The sequence below is a fragment of the Rhodococcus sp. I2R genome (assembly GCF_020889545.1).
GTDB lineage: Bacteria > Actinomycetota > Actinomycetes > Mycobacteriales > Mycobacteriaceae > Rhodococcoides.
Genome location: NZ_JAHUTG010000007.1, coordinates 149,318 through 165,028, shown reverse-complemented (window position 1 = coordinate 165,028; position 15,711 = coordinate 149,318). Strand labels below are relative to the sequence as shown.

The following is a 15,711-nucleotide window of genomic DNA, read 5'->3' as shown; positions in this document are numbered from 1 at the left end:
CTGAGGTCACAGTTGCTTGTCCAATGCTTGCTTGTGGGTGTCTCGGGAATGCGTATCGAGCGCGCGGTCGATCACCTGGGCGACCGTTGCGACAACGGGCTCGCGAACCAACCCGAGGTGGGGGCCGGGAACGGCCGTGATGTCCTCGCTGCCGGGTGCTATGGCCTGCCAGGATGCGAGGTCGTGGGTGTTGTTGTCGCTGACGATCACGGTGGTCTGCCCGTCGTAGGGGGTGGGTTTGTGGCGTTGCAGGGCCATCGAGCCGATGATCGCGAATGCAAGCCACCGCTCGGTGGTGGTGAATCGAACCAAACCTGCAGCGGCCACCCGCCATGCCTGACGCAGCACCACCCGTGCATTCCTCTGATAGAGCGGATTGCCGACGTCGGGCGGCGCGGCTTCGAGCCGTTCTCCACCGGGCAGTTTGTCGAGCAGCCACCGGTACAACCGCGGGTCGAGCAGGACGACCTGCTCGACCACCTCGCCTCGTGACCGAAGAATCTCGGCCATGGCCAGCGCGATCCAGGCTCCCAGCGAGTGACCGGCCAGGTTGTAGGGGCCGTGCGGCTGTACACGTTGGATCTCGCGGACGTACGCCCGCGCGGCGCCCCTCAGGGTGCGATGCGGCAGCGCCCTGGTGTCGAGACCCCGCGCCTGTAGCGCGTACACGGGCCGATCCTCGAGACGTTTGGCCAGGGTGGCCAGTCCCACCGCCGGCACGCCTGCACCCGCGACGACGAACAGAGGTGCCTTGGAACCCTCGGTTCGCAGCGGCACCAGAATAGAGTTCTTGCTCCCGGACTTGGCGCGGTCGACCGACGCATGTCGCTCGTCGATCACGGCCGCCAGGGCATGCACGGTCATCGCGTCGACCACGTCGGCCGGTGAGAGTTGTACATGGAATGCCTGCTGAATCTCGACGAGAATTCGAGTGATCGCCAGTGAGGTGGCACCGAGTTCGGAGAAATCGGCATCGCGATGGAGGGCAGTGAGGCTGAGTTCGCGGGCCACGATGTTGGCGAGCCAGTTCTCCGTGGCCCCCACCAGCACCGATTCCGAAGCTTCCTCGGGCAGGCGCACGGCGTCGGGCAGCGCAGCTCGATCGACCTTGCCGCGGTCGGTCCGGGGAATCGCTGCCAACGCGCTGATGTGCTGAGGGATCATCCATTCGGGCAGCGCCTCGCGCAGTGCTCGCCGAACTCCGGCTTCGGCGTCCTTCGTGCCGGCGAAATAGGCCACGAGTTCGGTCCCCGAATCGTCGGAGCGGGAGGTCACGAATGCATCGGTGATGCCGGGAATCGAACGCAAGGCGCCTTCGACCTCGGCGGGTTCGACCTGGTAGCCGCGGATCTTCACGGCGTCGTCGACCCGGCCCACGAGGTGGAGCACCCCGTGGTCATCGATACGGCCGAGATCGCCCGTCCAATAGCGGCGCAATCCCGAGTCGGTGGTGAACCGGGCATCGGTCTGCTCGGTGAGATGCAGGTACCCGTCGGCGAAACAGTCTGCGGTGACGCGGATCTGCCCGACCTCACCGCTCCGAGCGAGCTGGCCGTCGGGGAGAACGATATCGAGTGTTTTGCCGAGTGGGGGTGTACCGGCGGCCAAGAATCCGGCCGGGAGCGCATCGCTTGCTCGGTACTCTTGGCGTGCAACCGCGCCCGCTTCGGTAGTGGCGTACCAGTTCACGATGATCGCGCCCGAGCCCGAGGCAGAGCGGATGGCGAGCACGTCCCTGGCGTGCAGCGGTTCGCCGTAGGTGACGACGTGTTTGAGGGACGGCACCGCATTGTCGGGGACCACGTGGACCGGCGAGCTCCGCGAGTTCGGCGCCATGCTGCGTACCAGCGAAGGCGAGCAGTGCAGGGTGGTCAGCTCGTGCTGCGAAATCCACTCAATGACATTGTCGGAGTAGGAGTTACGCGGCTCTCGGCAGTATACGGTTGCGCCGCTGAGGATTCCGGCGAAGACGGTGTTGATGCCAGCGCCGAAACTGATCGGCAGGGCGTTCCCGACCCGGCTCGACGGCGAAAGGCCGAGTGAGGAACTGACCTCGTACGCCTTGGTCAGACACATGCGGTGGCTCAGGAGAACGCCTTTGGCGGTGCCGGTGGAACCGGAGGTGAACGCAATCAAGGCGATCCGGCTGCCGGTGACCCTGGGCAGTGGCTCGGACGACTCCTGGGCGCGCTCGATATCGGCGACGTCTATGCGCCGCGCACCGGCTTGGCCGACGATGTTCTCCTGTCGACCCTCGGGCAGGTTCGGGTCCAGCGGGACCAGGGCCCGGCCCGAGGCCATCACTGCGAGCATCGCAGTGATGGCCCCGGTGGTGCAGGCAGTCTCGACGGCGACCGGACGGGTCTCGTCGGGCGTGATGGCGGCGATCGTGCGAGCTACGGCGTACACCCGGTGCAGAAACTCGTCGAAGGTGACGGCTCCGTCGTCGGCAACGACCGCCGTGGCGCTCGGCGTGGCGTGCGCGACCTCGCGCAGCCGAGCGAGCAGCGTGTCCCGGGTGTCCGGTCGACAGAGTGGGGCCAGTGCGGGGTAGGGGCGCGTATCGAGGCCGTGGATCGACATGACCCTCCCGTGCAGTTGCCTGCAGACCATTCAGATTTTCAGGTGAAAACCGTCATTGGGTCTGTTTTACACGCTACAAGGTAACTCCGTGACCCTTTTGTCCGCAACCGATGGGTTTCACGCCTCTGTGACAACCTCCAACGGAGGGGTGCGGGCGGCGCGAATCGCGGGCCACAGCGCGGCCAGTACCCCCACCACGGCCGAACCCACGAGCATCGCGAGCAACTGCCCCCACGGGATGGTCAACGTGTCCAGCCCCTCGTCGCGCAGCGTTCGCACGAACCCCCACCCGAACGCGACTCCCAGCGCGAGGCCGACGATGGCGCCGAAGAGGGCGATCAACATCGACTCCAGATAGATCGTCCGTCGCACCTGCGCCCGTTGCATCCCGACGGCTCGCAGCATCCCGATCTCGCGGCGTCGTTCGACGACGGAGAGTGCCAGCGTGTTGACGATTCCCAGGATCGCGATGACCACCGCGAGTGCGAGTAGGCCGTAGAGAACGGCGAGGAGGGTGTCGATCTGTTGGCTCTGCGCGCCTTTGAACTCTTCGCGGTCCTGCACCTGCACGACTACGAAGGTCGCCGTGGCAGCTTCGAGATCGGTGCGGAGGGTGTCGAGGTCGGTGCCGGGTTCGGCCCCGACGAGAACGACGATGTCCGAGCGCACGAAGCTCGGTGTGACCTGCTGGTAGACCTCCTCGGACACCATCCAGTCGCCGACCAGTGGGCTGTCCTCGTAGATGCTCGTCACCGTGACCGGCACCGTCCGGCCGTCGACGGATTCGAGCTCGACGACGGAGCCCAGAGTCCAGTCCTCGTTGCGCGACGCGGACTCCGAAACCGCCATGCTGTCCCCGGTCAGTTCTCGGCTTCCCTCCACCACGGAGTTGTCGAACAGTCCTTCCGGGCTGCCATCGAGCGCAACCCCGAACGCCTCTTCGCCGTCGATGTCCACCGAGACCGGATGCAGGATGGCGACGCTGTCGACGCCGGGGACGTCGCGCGCAGCCTGGCCTGCGCCGGTCGGAACGCCGATGGACTGCGGGCCGCTCAGTATGTAGTCGGCTTCGACTCCGGTGTCCACGAGCGCGTCGACGCTGGCTTTGGCGGTCGAGCCGAGTACGGCGATCACCGATACGAGCATCAAGCCCAGCATCAACGCGAAAGCCGTGGCCGCGGTGCGCCGCGGATTGCGAACGGAGTTGGTGCGGGCCAGCCGCCCGATCGCCCCGAACGGGCGGGTCAACACCGAACCCAGGGCCCCGACGATGGGGCGCGAGAGCGACGGCGCCGCCAGTGCCACAGCGATGATCACCGCGACGGCACCGACGCCGACGGTCGCTGCCGCTGAACCACCCGTCGATTGGGCGCCGACGACGACGGCTACCGCGCCGAGTGCGCCGAGGACGAGCCCGGCGAGTGTGCGCACACGCAGACTGTCACCGGCCGAGGCGAACTCCTCGCGCATCGCCGCGACCGGTGGGATCTTCGCGGCGCGTCTGGCCGGGGCGTAGGCGCTCAGCACGGTGACGAAGATGCCCACTGCGAAGGCAACGATGACGGTTCGTGGTTCGAGTGCCAACGACCCGGAGGGCAATCCGAGGTCGAACGCGTTGAGCAGAGCCCGCAGTCCGTATGCGAGACCGACACCGCCGGCGAAGCCGAGCACGCTGCCGATCACCCCGACTACCAGCGCTTCGAGCACGACGGATCTGCTGACCTGGCCGCGGCTCGCTCCGATGGCGCGCAGCAGAGCGAGTTCGCGGACACGCTGCGCGACGATCATCGAGAAGGTGTTGTAGATGATGAACGTCCCCACGAGCAGCGCGATGCCGCCGAACGCGAGGAGGAAGTAGTTGACGAAGGAGAGCGCGGACTCGATCTCGGACTGTGCCTCGTCGCGAACCTCGTCGGCGGTCTGAACCTTCAGATCCGGTAGCGCGAGAGCAATCTCCTCGCGCAGGTCGTCGGGAGTCAGGCCACGTGTGGCGAGGTCGTTGCCGGCGACGTCGTAGTACTCGACGTGTGCGCCGTCCGAGAACAGTTCGGCTGCTTGGCTTTCGACGAACTGTACGCCGATGAAGCCACCGGATTCGACGGCCGTCTCGTAGATTCCTGTCACGGTGACGTCCACCGTGCCCTTCGAGGGCACCAGCACCTGGGTCGAATCGCCGACACCGAGCCCGGCACGTTCGGCGCCGCCCTCGTTGATGGCGACTTCTCCGGGTGCGGTCGGTGCAGTGCCCTGTGCGAAGACCGTGGGAACGCCGAGACGCTGGTCCTCCGGGGTGTACACCTCACCGATCGTGGGGGCGCCGCCAGTCTGCACAGCCGAACCGGACTCGTCGATCACGACGATTTGCCCGCTGACGTATGGAACCACTCGATCGACGTTCGGGAGTGCCGCGATGATCTCGGCGTTCTCCACGGGGACTCCGCTCGAACGGACGTCCTCGGCGCTGACGCGGACGTCGGCGCCCTGCGCGGTGTCGGAGAAGATGGACGAGAAGGTGCGCTGCAGGGTGTCTGTGAACACGAAAGAGCCTGCGACGAAGGCAGTTCCGAGCACCACCGATAGGACAGTCAGCGCGAGTCGAACCTTGTGGGCCGCGAGATTGCGCAGCGACACGGTGCGCATGGGGTTCTGGTGGGTCGATTTCCGGCGGGCGGTGGTGGTTGCTGCGTGAGCCGGCATGATCAGACCGTCTCGAGTTGCTTCATCCGGTCGAGGACGCCCTCGGCGGTCGGGTTGGCGAGCTCGTCGATGGCAGCTCCGTCGGCGAGAAAGACCACCCGGTCGGCGTAGGCAGCGGCGCGCGGATCGTGCGTGACGATGACCACCGTCTGCCCGAACTCGTCGGCGGCCGCCCGGAGGATGCTCAGCACCTCGCCCGAGGACCGCGAGTCCAGGTTGCCGGTGGGCTCGTCGCCGAACACGATGTCCGGCCGCCCGGCCAGAGCCCGCGCGCATGCGACGCGTTGCTGCTGCCCGCCGGACAGTTCGCTCGGACGGTGATCGAGGCGGTCACGCAACCCCAGACGGTCGACGACGGTATCGAGCCACTCCTGATCGGCCGCTCGACCCGCGATGTCGAGCGGCAGGGTGATGTTCTCGAGCGCGGTCAGCGTCGGGACCAGGTTGAAAGACTGAAAGACGAAACCGATCCGATCTCGGCGCAGCGCGGTCATCTGCTTGTCGTCGAGGTCGGTCAGATCGGTGTCGCCGATCGTGACCGTGCCCGAGGTCGCGGTGTCCAGGCCGGCCAGGCAGTGCATCAGCGTGGACTTGCCGGACCCGGATGGACCCATGATGGCGGTGAACTCGCCGCGGTCGAACGTCACGCTTACCTCCCGCAATGCGTGAACCTGGGTGTCCCCGGAGCCATACGTCTTGGTGAGCGCCGTAGCGCGGGCGGCGGTATCAGTCATGCGCTTCAGTGTTCCAGTGTTTTCGCGGTGCCACTATCGGGGAAGACCCCGAGTGCGCCCCTACTATTGGATCATGCGCATCGGAGCACACGTTCGTGACAGTGCCGACCCCATCGGTTCGGCCGAGAGCCTCGGGGTCGATTTCGTGCAGATGTTTCTCACCGACCCGCAGAAATGGAACAAGCTGCAGCCGCACCCGCAGGGGGAAGAGCTGAAGGCCAGCGACATCGACGTCGTGGTGCACAGCTCGTACGTGCTGAACGTGGCGAGCCTGAACAACCGCATCCGTATCCCCTCGCGCAAGGCTGTCATCGAGCAGGCGGCCGCGGCCGCCGAGATCGGCGCTATCGGTTTGGTGGTGCACGGGGGCCACGTCCGTGATGGAGAGGACACCGCGAAGGGCTTCGAGAACTGGCGCAAGCTGTTCGAACGCCAGGTGGGCGAGGGTGGATTCGGGGTTCCGATTTTCATCGAGAACACCGCGGGCGGTGACTTCGCCATGGCGCGCCACTTCGACGACATCGCGCGCCTGTGGGACGCAGTCGGTGAGTTCGGTGCCGGGTTCTGCCTCGACACCTGCCATGCCTGGGCCGGTGGCGAGGAGTTGGTCGGTGTGGTCGATCACATCAAGGCCATCACCGGTCGAATCGACCTTGTGCACCTGAACAATTCACGTGACGAGTTCGATTCGGCTCGGGACCGTCATGCCAATCTCGAGGACGGGACTATCGATGCCGAGGTCTTGACGGCGGTGGCGCAGGCCTCGGGCGCCCCGGTGATCCTGGAAACGCCCGCCGAGGGGCTCGCCGAGGACGTCCGGTTCCTGAAAAGTCTGTAGATCGTTCTGCGGCAGATATTCTCGGGCGTCGCCTCAGACGAACTTCGAGATGGTCTTGTCCCAGAACCGCTCGAAATCGTCGACGTCGGCACGGGTGAAAACGCGGTAGTTCCAGCGGAACTCGGCTTCGACGAAGGTGAGCGAGTCGATTTCGGTCACCGTGCATGTCACGGTTAGGTTGTGGGGCAGCGGGGCGTCATCGGAGGCGGTCACGTCGTCGGAGACCGTGGCGCCGGCAGTGCTGCGATCGGAGCCGTCGTGGAATGCGATCTGGGCGCCCGCCTTGCGGGCGAGGGCGGGAACGCTCCTGGCAGCGAGATAGTCGACGCCCCCGTGGGGCGCCGCGGCGACGCGTCGCCGCACCTCCTCGGTGAGCAGGGCTGCATCACCGATGGACGGAAGCCGAACTGGGAAGTAGTCCCCGGCTGGTGTTTCGATGTCGATCAGGACACCGGAAGTGTTGTTGCGGCAACGGTCGGCCTGCCACGCTCCGACGGTCGCGGCCAATACCGCCAGCAATGTCGTCCTCGACGGATGCGCCGGACCGGTCCATTGGGTGCGCGCGGTGGTGACGACGGAGGAGTCGATGGTGTCGATCCGCGGATCGGTGCGGCGCATGCCGAACGGCCACTCTTCGGGGGTCAATACCGCGATCCAGTACGGGACCTGTGTGACCACGGCCGCAGGGTCGGTCTGTGCCGAAGCAATCACCGTCTACACACCACCTTGTGTCGCAAGCCTTACCTAACCTACGCAAGGGTAGCGGTGAACGGACGAATTGGCGAGTGTCGGTTTCAGACGAGCAAGCGCGGCACGGAGGGAGCCTGTGGTGTCTCGCCTGCGTCCAGACGGTCGAGCAGTCCCTCCGACCAGGCGAGTAAGCCCGCCACATCGAGGCCGTACGGCGGTTCGAGCTCGTAACCGCGGATACGATCGTGTCCTTGCCGCAGCAGCGATACGGCGCCGACGTGGTTTCCCCGCAGCAGGTGGGTGAGCCCGACTGCAAGTTGTGCGAGACCCTGCCACAGCATCCGTTCCGCCTCCGGCGCCTGCTTCCACGTGCCCTCGAGGATCTCGTGGGCGTGAAACGGCATGCCGGTGTCGAGGAGTTCCTGTGCTCTGGCGATCGATTCCACCGGCGGAAGCCGGAGGTCGTCGGGGATGCGGGCCACACCGTCGGCGCCTCGGGGCATCGGTCTGCCCAGGCCGTCGCGGGGCCGTGCGTTCAGCGGTTTGCCGGTGGCATCGCGTTCGCGTTCCGGCACGTGTGGATCACACCTCGTTCGTTGCTCGTCGAGTTCTCAGGGTCACTGCAGTCAAAGCGACCAAGGCGGTCGCGGAGACGCCCACCATCGTCACCGATACTGCCACGGCGTCGTTGCCGAGCACCCCGACGACGGGCGCGATGATCGCACCGAATCCGAACTGGGCGGCGCCGAGCAGCGCCGCGGCAGTGCCTGCCGCCTCGCCGTGACGCGTCAGCGCGAGTGCCGGGGCGTTGGGCATGACGAAACCGACCGCGCCGAGGACGAACCACAGCGGGATCAGGAACCCCAGAATTCCGCCCAGGCCGGCCAGTGAGAGAAACGCCATGACCACGGCAGCGGCGAGTGCTGCGGCCAGGGCGGCGATCACGATTCGGACGGGTGTGAAGTGTCCGAGCACGACCACGTTGAACTGCGAGGCGCCGATCAGCGCGATGGCCCCGAGTGAGAAGACGATGGCGAACTGTTGCTCGTTGAGCCCGAACTCCTCCTGCAGCGCGAACGAGGACCCGGCGATATAGGCGAACAGGGCCGACATCGCGAGAGCGGCGACGAAGACGAGGACGAGGAACTGGCCGTCGCGAAGCAGGCTGCCGTAGGTGCGAACGATCGGCATGATGCCCCGGCCCCGGCGGCGTTCCGGCGGCAGGCTCTCGCGCAGCGAGAAGATGGCCAGTACGAGCAGGCCGACGCCGAGCAGAGCCAGTGCCCCGAACACCCAGCGCCACGATCCGACCAGCAGGATGCCGCCGCCGATGGACGGTGCGAGCACGGGAGCGACGCCCATGACGAGCATCAGACGCGACAGGACGGTGGCGGCAGCCCGTCCGGTGAAGAGATCGCGCACCACGGCCATCGCGACGACGGCGGCGGCTGCGGCCCCGAGGCCCTGCAGGCCGCGGAAGACGCCGAGCATCGCCACGCTGGGTGCCACCACGCACAGCAGGGAGGCCACGATGTGAACGGCGGTACCAGCGATGAGTGGGAGGCGTCGGCCGACGATGTCGGAGAGGGGGCCGATGACGAGCTGGCCGATTGCCAGGCCGATGAGAGTTCCGGTGAGCGTGAGCTGCACTGCTGCCGAGGATGTGTTCAGATCGTCGACGATCGACGGCAGCGCCGGCAGATACATGTCGATGGTCAGCGGACCGAGAGCGATCAGCGCCCCGAGGACCAGGATGACCCTCAGACGTTCGGCCGAGGTGGGTTCAGTGCTGGGCTCGGGGGGCGGCTGGTCGAGCGCACGAGCGGTCGGTGTGACTGTCTGTTCGGCGGCATGAGACACCAACAGGACAGCAATCGGACGGATGGATATGTTCCCGGTGTGATGTATTCGAGTTAGAGTTCCGACCCATGCATGATTCGGTCTACAGTCCCCGTCAGGTAGTCGTACGTCAATACATCGATGCGCTGGCTTCACACGATGCGAGCGCTGTGCAATTCGCACCGGGTGCGCGCCGCGTCGAGAACGGCATCACCACCGGTCGCTCCGGCCCAGGGATGTCCAAGGCGCTCGAGAACGCCTTCTACTACCGCGCCATCCTGGCTATCCGAGACATCGAGTTGACCGAGATGGGCGATACCGTCATTGCGCGTTTTCTCATCGATGCGGGTGTGCGGGGCAGGCCGTTGCTGACCGTCCGAGTCGAGGAGCACTTCTTCGTTCCGGACGGAACCATCCACGACATCCGCGCCAAGCTGCGCTTGCAGTTGAAGCGGTAGTTCCGGTCAGGGGCTCACTGAGCTCGATACGCCGATGCCGCTGAGGGTGTCGGCGCCGTAGCGCTCGATCTCTGCTTCCAGGTCGAGCGGTGCGATGGTCTTGCTCGCTTCGATCGCTGCGTCGTCGAGAAGGTGCAGTGGGACGAGCCAGACGATCTCGAACTCCAGGCCGTCGGGGTCCTTTGCGTACAAGCTCTTGGTGGTGCCGTGATCGGATGCGCCGACGAGTGCCCCTGCGATCGATAGCTTTCGTCCGGCGTCGGCCAGGTCGGTCAGGCTCTGTACCTCCCACGCGAGGTGATAGAGGCCGACCGTCCTGCGTCCGGCTTCCGAGGCGCCGGCTCCGTCTCCGAGTTGCATCAGTCCGAGGTCGTGATCGTTGCTGCTGGCACTGGCTTGGAGGAACGCTGCCGAGTTGCCCATGCGCATCTTGGTTCGGAACCCGAGGACCTCGGTGTAGAAGGCGACGGATTTCTCGACGTTCCGTACATACAGGACAGCGTGGTTGAGACGTTGGATTGGCATGGGACCTCGAATCAAGGGGTTAAGTTGAACCTTCAACCTAGAGTACACCCATGTGCCATGCTCGGCCAGTGTCAGCCGCGTCAGTGCCAGGTGTGGTCGACGAGGGGTGTCCGGGGCCCGAACTTGGGTTTGATTGCTTTGCCGCTGACCTGCAGGAGCCGGACGGCTCGAAACCGGTGCGGCGCCAGAGGTCTCATGTAGTCGACCATTCCGTCGTCATCGAGAGGTCGACCCAGAAGCGACCAGCCCACGACGGCCGCCAGATGATAGTCACCGACCGACAGGGCGTCGGGATCGCCGAAGGCCCGTTGCGCGACCTCGGCGGCGGTCCAGATGCCCACACCGGGAACCGCCCGCAGCCGCGTGATCGCCTCGGCGGGCGGCATGGCTGCGGCCTCCTCGAGTCGGCCGGGCACCTGTGCGCATCGCACGATCGTCTTCGATCGAGCCGGGTCTACGTTGGCCCGGTGGTACTCCCACGACGGAATGCGACGCCACACCGCAGGCTCAGGTGTGATGTACATCGGCCGCGGCGTCGGGCCCGGTGCACGCTCGCCGAACTTGGTGACGAGCATGCGCCAGGACGCGAAAGCGGACACACCGTGCACCCGCTGCTCGAGAATTGCGGGGACCAATGCCTCCATGACGAGTCCGGTTCGTCCCAGACGTAGATGTGGGAACTGCCGGTGCGCTTCCTGCAGGGTCGGGTGCTCGGGCTCGAACCCGGAGGCGTCGTCCTCGCTGCCGAGGAGCGCCGGGAGTGTGTCGGCGAACTCGACGCCTCCGCTGCCCCACGCGATACATCGAACGGCCGTCCGCGAAATCTGAGTCAGCCGATAGGTGACCGGCCCCGAGTTCATGCGTGATGTTCGCCACACACTGCCTGCCGCGTCACGCTCGTACGTCGGATCGCCCTTGCCGCGCCGATGCTCCGACAGGGTCATCGCAACGTCCAGCGGCGAATCGGACTCGAACACAGTCGAGACCGATTCACCGGCAGATTCAGGAACTGACGTGAGCATTGCCATTGAGTTTATGTCGGTGAGTTTGTCTCGGTGGCCTGCCGCTCAGCGAAAACCACCGGCCACGGCGACGACGGTCCGGCCGGTGACCTTGCCGCCGGAAATTTCGTCGAGCTTGGCTTGAACATCGCCGACGGCGACTTCGGAGGTGAGAGTGTCCAGGCGCTGCGGGCGCCGCTCGGATTCGAGTTGGTGCCAAACAGCTCGTCGCCGGTCGATGGGCAGCTGCACCGAGTCGATTCCCAGTAGTGACACACCGCGCAGGATGAACGGGAGCACCGTGGTGTGCAACTGGGCTCCGCCCGTCAGACCGCTGGCCGCGACAGCGCCGCCGTATCGGATGGTGCTCAGTACGTGCGCCAGCGTCTTGCCACCGACACAGTCCACTGCCGCGGACCACTCGGCACGGCCGAGGGGGCGCGGCTTGGCGTCCGGGTCCTCGGGCAACCGGCCGATCACGCTGGACGCGCCCAAGCTGGTCAAAAGCTCTGCGGCTTCGGGCTTTCCGCTGGACGCGTGCACCTCGAAACCGGCGGCCGACAGGAGGTCGACGCTGACCGTCCCCACGCCGCCGCTGGCTCCGGTGACAAGGACCGGACCGTCGGCCGGTGTGACTCCTGCGCCGAGCAGTGCTTCGACGCTCATCGCGGCCGTGAATCCCGCAGTGCCGATTGCGGCCGCCTCGCGCGTGGTCAGTGTCGTCAGCGGCACGACCCAGTCGGCGGGCACGCGAGCGTATTCGGCATAGCCGCCGTGTTGCGCTGTGCCGATGTCATAGCCGTGCGCGAGGACCCGTTGCCCCACAGCGACGTTCTCGCTGGTCGATTCGACGACCGTGCCGGCGATGTCGATTCCGGGAACGATCGGGTACTCGCGCACCACCCCACCCTTCGGGGTGATGGCAAGGGCGTCCTTGAAATTGACGGACGAGTACTCGACGGCGATGGTCACTGCCGGACCGTCGATCGCCGGCAGAAACGAGTGGTCGACGGTCTCTTGCGAGAGCGTGATCTGCTCGCTTCCGCGGGCGACGAGAGCCGCGAACGACGATGGCGCAGGCTGGGGCACGAGGAGTGTCCTTTCGAACTCGAGGGGTTCGTCCGAACAGTACCCATGCTTGGCGTGGCGTCTGTTGTTTGTCGGTCCGTCGAAGTATGGTCTCGCTGTGATCATCGTGAGTACCGACGGCTCGTGTCTGCGCAACCCGGGCGGCGCAATCGGGTGGGCCTGGGTCAATCACACAGGCCCGAGCAAGTCCGGCGGTGAAGAGTCCGGCACCAACCAGATAGCGGAGCTTCGCGCACTCCTCGAGGCAGTGCTCGCGCATCCCGGGGACGAGCCGTTGCTCATCGAGTCCGATTCGCAGTACGCCATCAAATGCGCGTCCGAATGGCTGGCCGGATGGAAGCGCAAGGGGTGGAAGACGGCGGGCGGCACGCCTGTACGCAACCTCGATCTGGTTCAGGGCATCGATCGCGCGATCACCGAGCGCACCGGTCCCGTCCGATTCCGCTGGGTACGTGGGCACGTGGGAAACCACTTCAACGAAGCAGCCGACGCCCTCGCCGGTGAAGCTGCCCGTGCCGTCGCAGCGGGTGCCTCGACCTCTCCCGCGGCTGCTGCTGTGCCCACTGCCGCACCCATACCCACTGCCGATGCCACCGCCGACGACGGGGTGGCGACGCTCTTCTGACGGTTCGCCTGCTCGGTGTGGATACTGCCCAGTGTGGATACACTTGTCGCATTCACACCCGGAGGCGTCGAGAACCCAGTGCACACCAACGTCACTAATGAATCATCCGATAGTTTTGTCGAGCAGTCCGAGCGCGTTGTCCGCGGCCGTGCGGTGATCGTGTGATCGTCTCCGCGCTACTGCTGTTGCTGGCAGGTCTCTTGCTCACGGCCGTCATCATTGTTGCGAACGGATACTTCGTCGCGCAGGAATTCGCGTACATGTCGGTCGATCGTGCAACTTTGAGATCGCGGGCCGAGAAGGGCGACGCATCTGCCGAGCGCGCGTTGAAGGTCACCAAGCGCACCTCGTTCATGCTGTCGGGGGCGCAGCTCGGGATTACGGTGACCGGTCTGCTGGTCGGTTATGTTGCCGAGCCGTTCATCGGTGTGCCGTTGGGCGAGCTGATGGGTGGCGCCGGCGTACCCACTGCAACGGGCATCGCTGTCGGAACGGTGTTGGCACTGGTCCTCGCGACCGTCGTGCAGATGATTTTCGGTGAGCTGTATCCCAAGAATCTGGCGATCGCCAACCCGGGCCCGCTGGCGCAGGGACTCGCGCGTTCGACCCTGGTGTACATGGCGATTTTCGGGTGGCTGATCACGTTCTTCGACAAGTCCTCGAACGCGGTGCTTCGGCTGCTGCATGTGGAGCCTGTTCACGATGTCGACAGCAGCGCGAATGCCGAGGATCTCGAACGCATCATCGGTGATTCACGTGCCAGCGGCGATCTCACCGAGGAGCTGTCGTTGCTGTTGGATCGGATTCTGGATTTTCCGGATCGAGATGTCGAGCACGCGATGATCCCGCGTGTCCAGGTCGACGTCGTCTCCGAGCAGTCGACGATCGAAGATGTGCGCGTGCTCATGAGAAATGCACACACGCGTTACCCGGTGCTCGGTGCGCGAGGCGAACCTATCGGCGTCGTGCATCTCGCCGAGGTGCTGGCAGCCGAGCGGCACGATCAGCGGTCGGTTACCGAGATCATGCGTGAGCCACTCGTGCTGCCGGAGCTCATGCCGATGCAGGACGCGCTCGATCATCTCTCGCGCACGCGCAACGAAATGGCCTGTGTGATAGACGAATACGGCGGATTCACCGGTGTCTTGACGATCGAGGATCTGGCCGAGGAGCTCGTAGGCGAAATCACCGACGAGCACGATCCCGACGTACTCACCGGGATGGAGCACGAAGCCGACGGCGGATGGATCATGGACGGTGACATCCACGTCGATGAGGTGGAGCGCACGATCGGACGCAATCTGCTTCTTCCCCGCGGTGACTACGAGACGCTGGCAGGCCTGCTCATTGCCGAGGAACGCGAACTTCCCGATGTGGGTGACGTGTTGCGGATCGATCTCGCGGTGGACAGCGCGGAGCTGATCGAAGACACGCCTCCGCGCAGGTTCCTGGTGGTCGAAGTACTGCAGCTCGACCGGCACGTGCCCAGCGAACTGCGGGTGCACGTGCAGGAGGCAGACGGCGATGGTGAGGTTTCGGAGAGTGAGGTCTCTGAGGTCGGCTCGGAGCCGTCCACGAGCGAAGGCAGGAACGAACGATGAGCGCCCTGATCGTGGTGTTCGCGACGATAGCGCTCATCTTTCTGAGTGCATTCTTCGTGGTCATCGAGTTCGCGCTGCTCGGTGCGCGTCGTCACCGGTTGGAGACCGAGGCTACCGAGAGCCGATCCGCGCGGGCGGCGCTGCGCGGAATGAACGAACTGACAGTCATGCTCGCTGGAGCACAGTTGGGCATCACTGCCTGCACGTTTGCTCTCGGTGCCGTCACCAAGCCCGCGGTCGACAGTTGGCTCTCCCCGGTGTTCGCGTCCCTGGGCGCACCGACGTGGCTTGCCGGAGGCGCGGCGTTCGCATTGTCGTTGCTGGTGGTCACCTTCTTGCACCTGGTGATTGGGGAGATGGCGCCGAAGTCGTGGGCGATATCGCATCCGGAACTCGCCGCGAAGATCATCGGCCTGCCTTCACGTGCATTTGTCCTGCCGTTCCGCCCATTCTTATCCTGGGTCAATCACATCGCCAACGTTCTCGTCGCCAAGACAGGGGTGGAGCCGGTCGAGAGTGCGGCCGTCGGCGGGCGAGACGCCGACACCATTCGGCATTTGGTCGAGTACTCCACTCAGGTGGGTGTTCTAGAACCCGAGCTGCGCACGCAGATCACTGGCGTAATCGAGCTCCAGACTCTGACTGTCGATCAGATCACGGTGCGCGGGCGCAAACCTACGTCTGTCGCGGCGGCTGCGGCAGTGTCCGAAGTGCAGGCCGCGGCCCTGCGGTCGGGCCACTTGCGGGTCCTGCTGGTCGATCCTGATGGTCGGATGCACTCCGTGGTGCACGTCCGCGACACGCTGCTCGCCGATCTCGACGAACCGGTCATGAATTTTGCGAGACCGGCTTTCACCATCGAGGGAAGCACCCCGGTATACGAGGTGCTGCGTGAGATGCAGGCGAAGAGCGTTCAGCTGGCGATCGTGGAGTCGAAGGGATCGTTCCTCGGACTGGTTACCCTCACCGATGTGATCAAGCGAGTACTGCCGCCATCGGAGGCGAGCGAGGGTCGCGAAAAGACCGAGTAG

14 protein-coding genes are annotated in these 15,711 nt (G+C 65.5%); 5 read left to right on the top strand and 9 right to left on the bottom strand.

Annotated elements, in window-relative coordinates:
• Nucleotides 1-6: 6 nt before the first annotated feature.
• The 3 genes from KVY23_RS09395 to KVY23_RS09385 form a co-directional block, all read right to left on the bottom strand.
• Nucleotides 7-2,583, bottom strand: a complete 2,577-nt coding sequence (locus KVY23_RS09395; protein WP_230556188.1) for a non-ribosomal peptide synthetase — start codon at nt 2,581-2,583, stop codon at nt 7-9.
• A 117-nt stretch (nt 2,584-2,700) separates the two neighbouring features.
• Entirely contained in the window at nt 2,701-5,223 is a 2,523-nt protein-coding gene (locus tag KVY23_RS09390; protein ID WP_230556276.1) for an ABC transporter permease, read from the bottom strand.
• A 59-nt stretch (nt 5,224-5,282) separates the two neighbouring features.
• Nucleotides 5,283-6,014, bottom strand: coding sequence for an ABC transporter ATP-binding protein (locus KVY23_RS09385; protein ID WP_075837856.1), 732 nt, complete (start codon nt 6,012-6,014; stop codon nt 5,283-5,285).
• Between the two features lie 73 nt (nt 6,015-6,087).
• Here KVY23_RS09385 and KVY23_RS09380 point away from each other — a divergent pair, with 73 nt between their 5' ends.
• Nucleotides 6,088-6,852 carry a deoxyribonuclease IV gene (locus KVY23_RS09380; RefSeq protein ID WP_230556187.1) on the top strand — a complete coding sequence of 255 codons (765 nt, stop codon included), beginning with the start codon at nt 6,088-6,090 and terminating at the stop codon, nt 6,850-6,852.
• A 33-nt stretch (nt 6,853-6,885) separates the two neighbouring features.
• On the opposite strand, the gene KVY23_RS09375 is transcribed toward KVY23_RS09380, so the two are convergent.
• From KVY23_RS09375 to KVY23_RS09365, 3 genes are all read right to left on the bottom strand, one after another.
• Nucleotides 6,886-7,563 carry a hypothetical protein gene (locus KVY23_RS09375; protein WP_230556186.1) on the bottom strand — a complete coding sequence of 226 codons (678 nt, stop codon included), beginning with the start codon at nt 7,561-7,563 and terminating at the stop codon, nt 6,886-6,888.
• Between the two features lie 83 nt (nt 7,564-7,646).
• Nucleotides 7,647-8,117: a DUF309 domain-containing protein gene (locus KVY23_RS09370; protein WP_075837854.1), complete on the bottom strand. Its 471-nt coding sequence runs from the start codon at nt 8,115-8,117 to the stop codon at nt 7,647-7,649.
• A gap of 7 nt (nt 8,118-8,124) precedes the next feature.
• Nucleotides 8,125-9,402, bottom strand: a complete 1,278-nt coding sequence (locus KVY23_RS09365; RefSeq protein WP_374108706.1) for a multidrug effflux MFS transporter — start codon at nt 9,400-9,402, stop codon at nt 8,125-8,127.
• 68 nt (nt 9,403-9,470) lie between these two features.
• Here KVY23_RS09365 and KVY23_RS09360 point away from each other — a divergent pair, with 68 nt between their 5' ends.
• On the top strand, nt 9,471-9,839 hold the full coding sequence (locus tag KVY23_RS09360) for a hypothetical protein (RefSeq protein ID WP_075837853.1): 369 nt from the start codon (nt 9,471-9,473) through the stop codon (nt 9,837-9,839).
• A gap of 6 nt (nt 9,840-9,845) precedes the next feature.
• On the opposite strand, the gene KVY23_RS09355 is transcribed toward KVY23_RS09360, so the two are convergent.
• From KVY23_RS09355 to KVY23_RS09345, 3 genes are all read right to left on the bottom strand, one after another.
• Complete coding sequence (locus KVY23_RS09355) at nt 9,846-10,364, bottom strand: VOC family protein (RefSeq protein ID WP_075837852.1); 519 nt, start codon at nt 10,362-10,364, stop codon at nt 9,846-9,848.
• 80 nt (nt 10,365-10,444) lie between these two features.
• Nucleotides 10,445-11,386 (bottom strand): DNA-3-methyladenine glycosylase, encoded by a 942-nt coding sequence (locus KVY23_RS09350; protein WP_230556185.1) that lies wholly within the window; start codon nt 11,384-11,386, stop codon nt 10,445-10,447.
• A gap of 45 nt (nt 11,387-11,431) precedes the next feature.
• Nucleotides 11,432-12,454, bottom strand: coding sequence for an acryloyl-CoA reductase (locus KVY23_RS09345; protein WP_230556184.1), 1,023 nt, complete (start codon nt 12,452-12,454; stop codon nt 11,432-11,434).
• A 97-nt stretch (nt 12,455-12,551) separates the two neighbouring features.
• On the opposite strand from KVY23_RS09345, the gene KVY23_RS09340 reads away from it, so the two are divergent.
• The 3 genes from KVY23_RS09340 (at nt 12,552) to KVY23_RS09330 (ending at nt 15,711) form a co-directional block, all read left to right on the top strand.
• Nucleotides 12,552-13,079, top strand: coding sequence for a ribonuclease H (locus KVY23_RS09340; protein WP_230556183.1), 528 nt, complete (start codon nt 12,552-12,554; stop codon nt 13,077-13,079).
• A gap of 164 nt (nt 13,080-13,243) precedes the next feature.
• A complete protein-coding gene (locus KVY23_RS09335) occupies nt 13,244-14,680 on the top strand; it encodes a hemolysin family protein (protein WP_206509109.1) in 1,437 nt (478 codons plus the stop codon).
• A complete protein-coding gene (locus KVY23_RS09330; RefSeq protein ID WP_230556182.1) occupies nt 14,677-15,711 on the top strand; it encodes a CNNM domain-containing protein in 1,035 nt (344 codons plus the stop codon). The genes KVY23_RS09335 and KVY23_RS09330 overlap by 4 nt, the downstream gene beginning before the upstream one ends.

Bases quoted from the DNA above. Each gene is read 5' to 3' on its own strand.
- KVY23_RS09395 (WP_230556188.1), bottom strand. From the start codon at position 2,583: ATGTCGATCCACGGCCTCGATACGCGCCCCTACCCCGCACTGGCCCCA.
- KVY23_RS09390 (WP_230556276.1), bottom strand. From the start codon at position 5,223: ATGCGCACCGTGTCGCTGCGCAATCTCGCGGCCCACAAGGTTCGACTC.
- KVY23_RS09385 (WP_075837856.1), bottom strand. From the start codon at position 6,014: ATGACTGATACCGCCGCCCGCGCTACGGCGCTCACCAAGACGTATGGC.
- KVY23_RS09380 (WP_230556187.1), top strand. From the start codon at position 6,088: ATGCGCATCGGAGCACACGTTCGTGACAGTGCCGACCCCATCGGTTCG.
- KVY23_RS09360 (WP_075837853.1), top strand. From the start codon at position 9,471: ATGCATGATTCGGTCTACAGTCCCCGTCAGGTAGTCGTACGTCAATAC.
- KVY23_RS09355 (WP_075837852.1), bottom strand. From the start codon at position 10,364: ATGCCAATCCAACGTCTCAACCACGCTGTCCTGTATGTACGGAACGTC.
- KVY23_RS09350 (WP_230556185.1), bottom strand. From the start codon at position 11,386: ATGCTCACGTCAGTTCCTGAATCTGCCGGTGAATCGGTCTCGACTGTG.
- KVY23_RS09330 (WP_230556182.1), top strand. From the start codon at position 14,677: ATGAGCGCCCTGATCGTGGTGTTCGCGACGATAGCGCTCATCTTTCTG.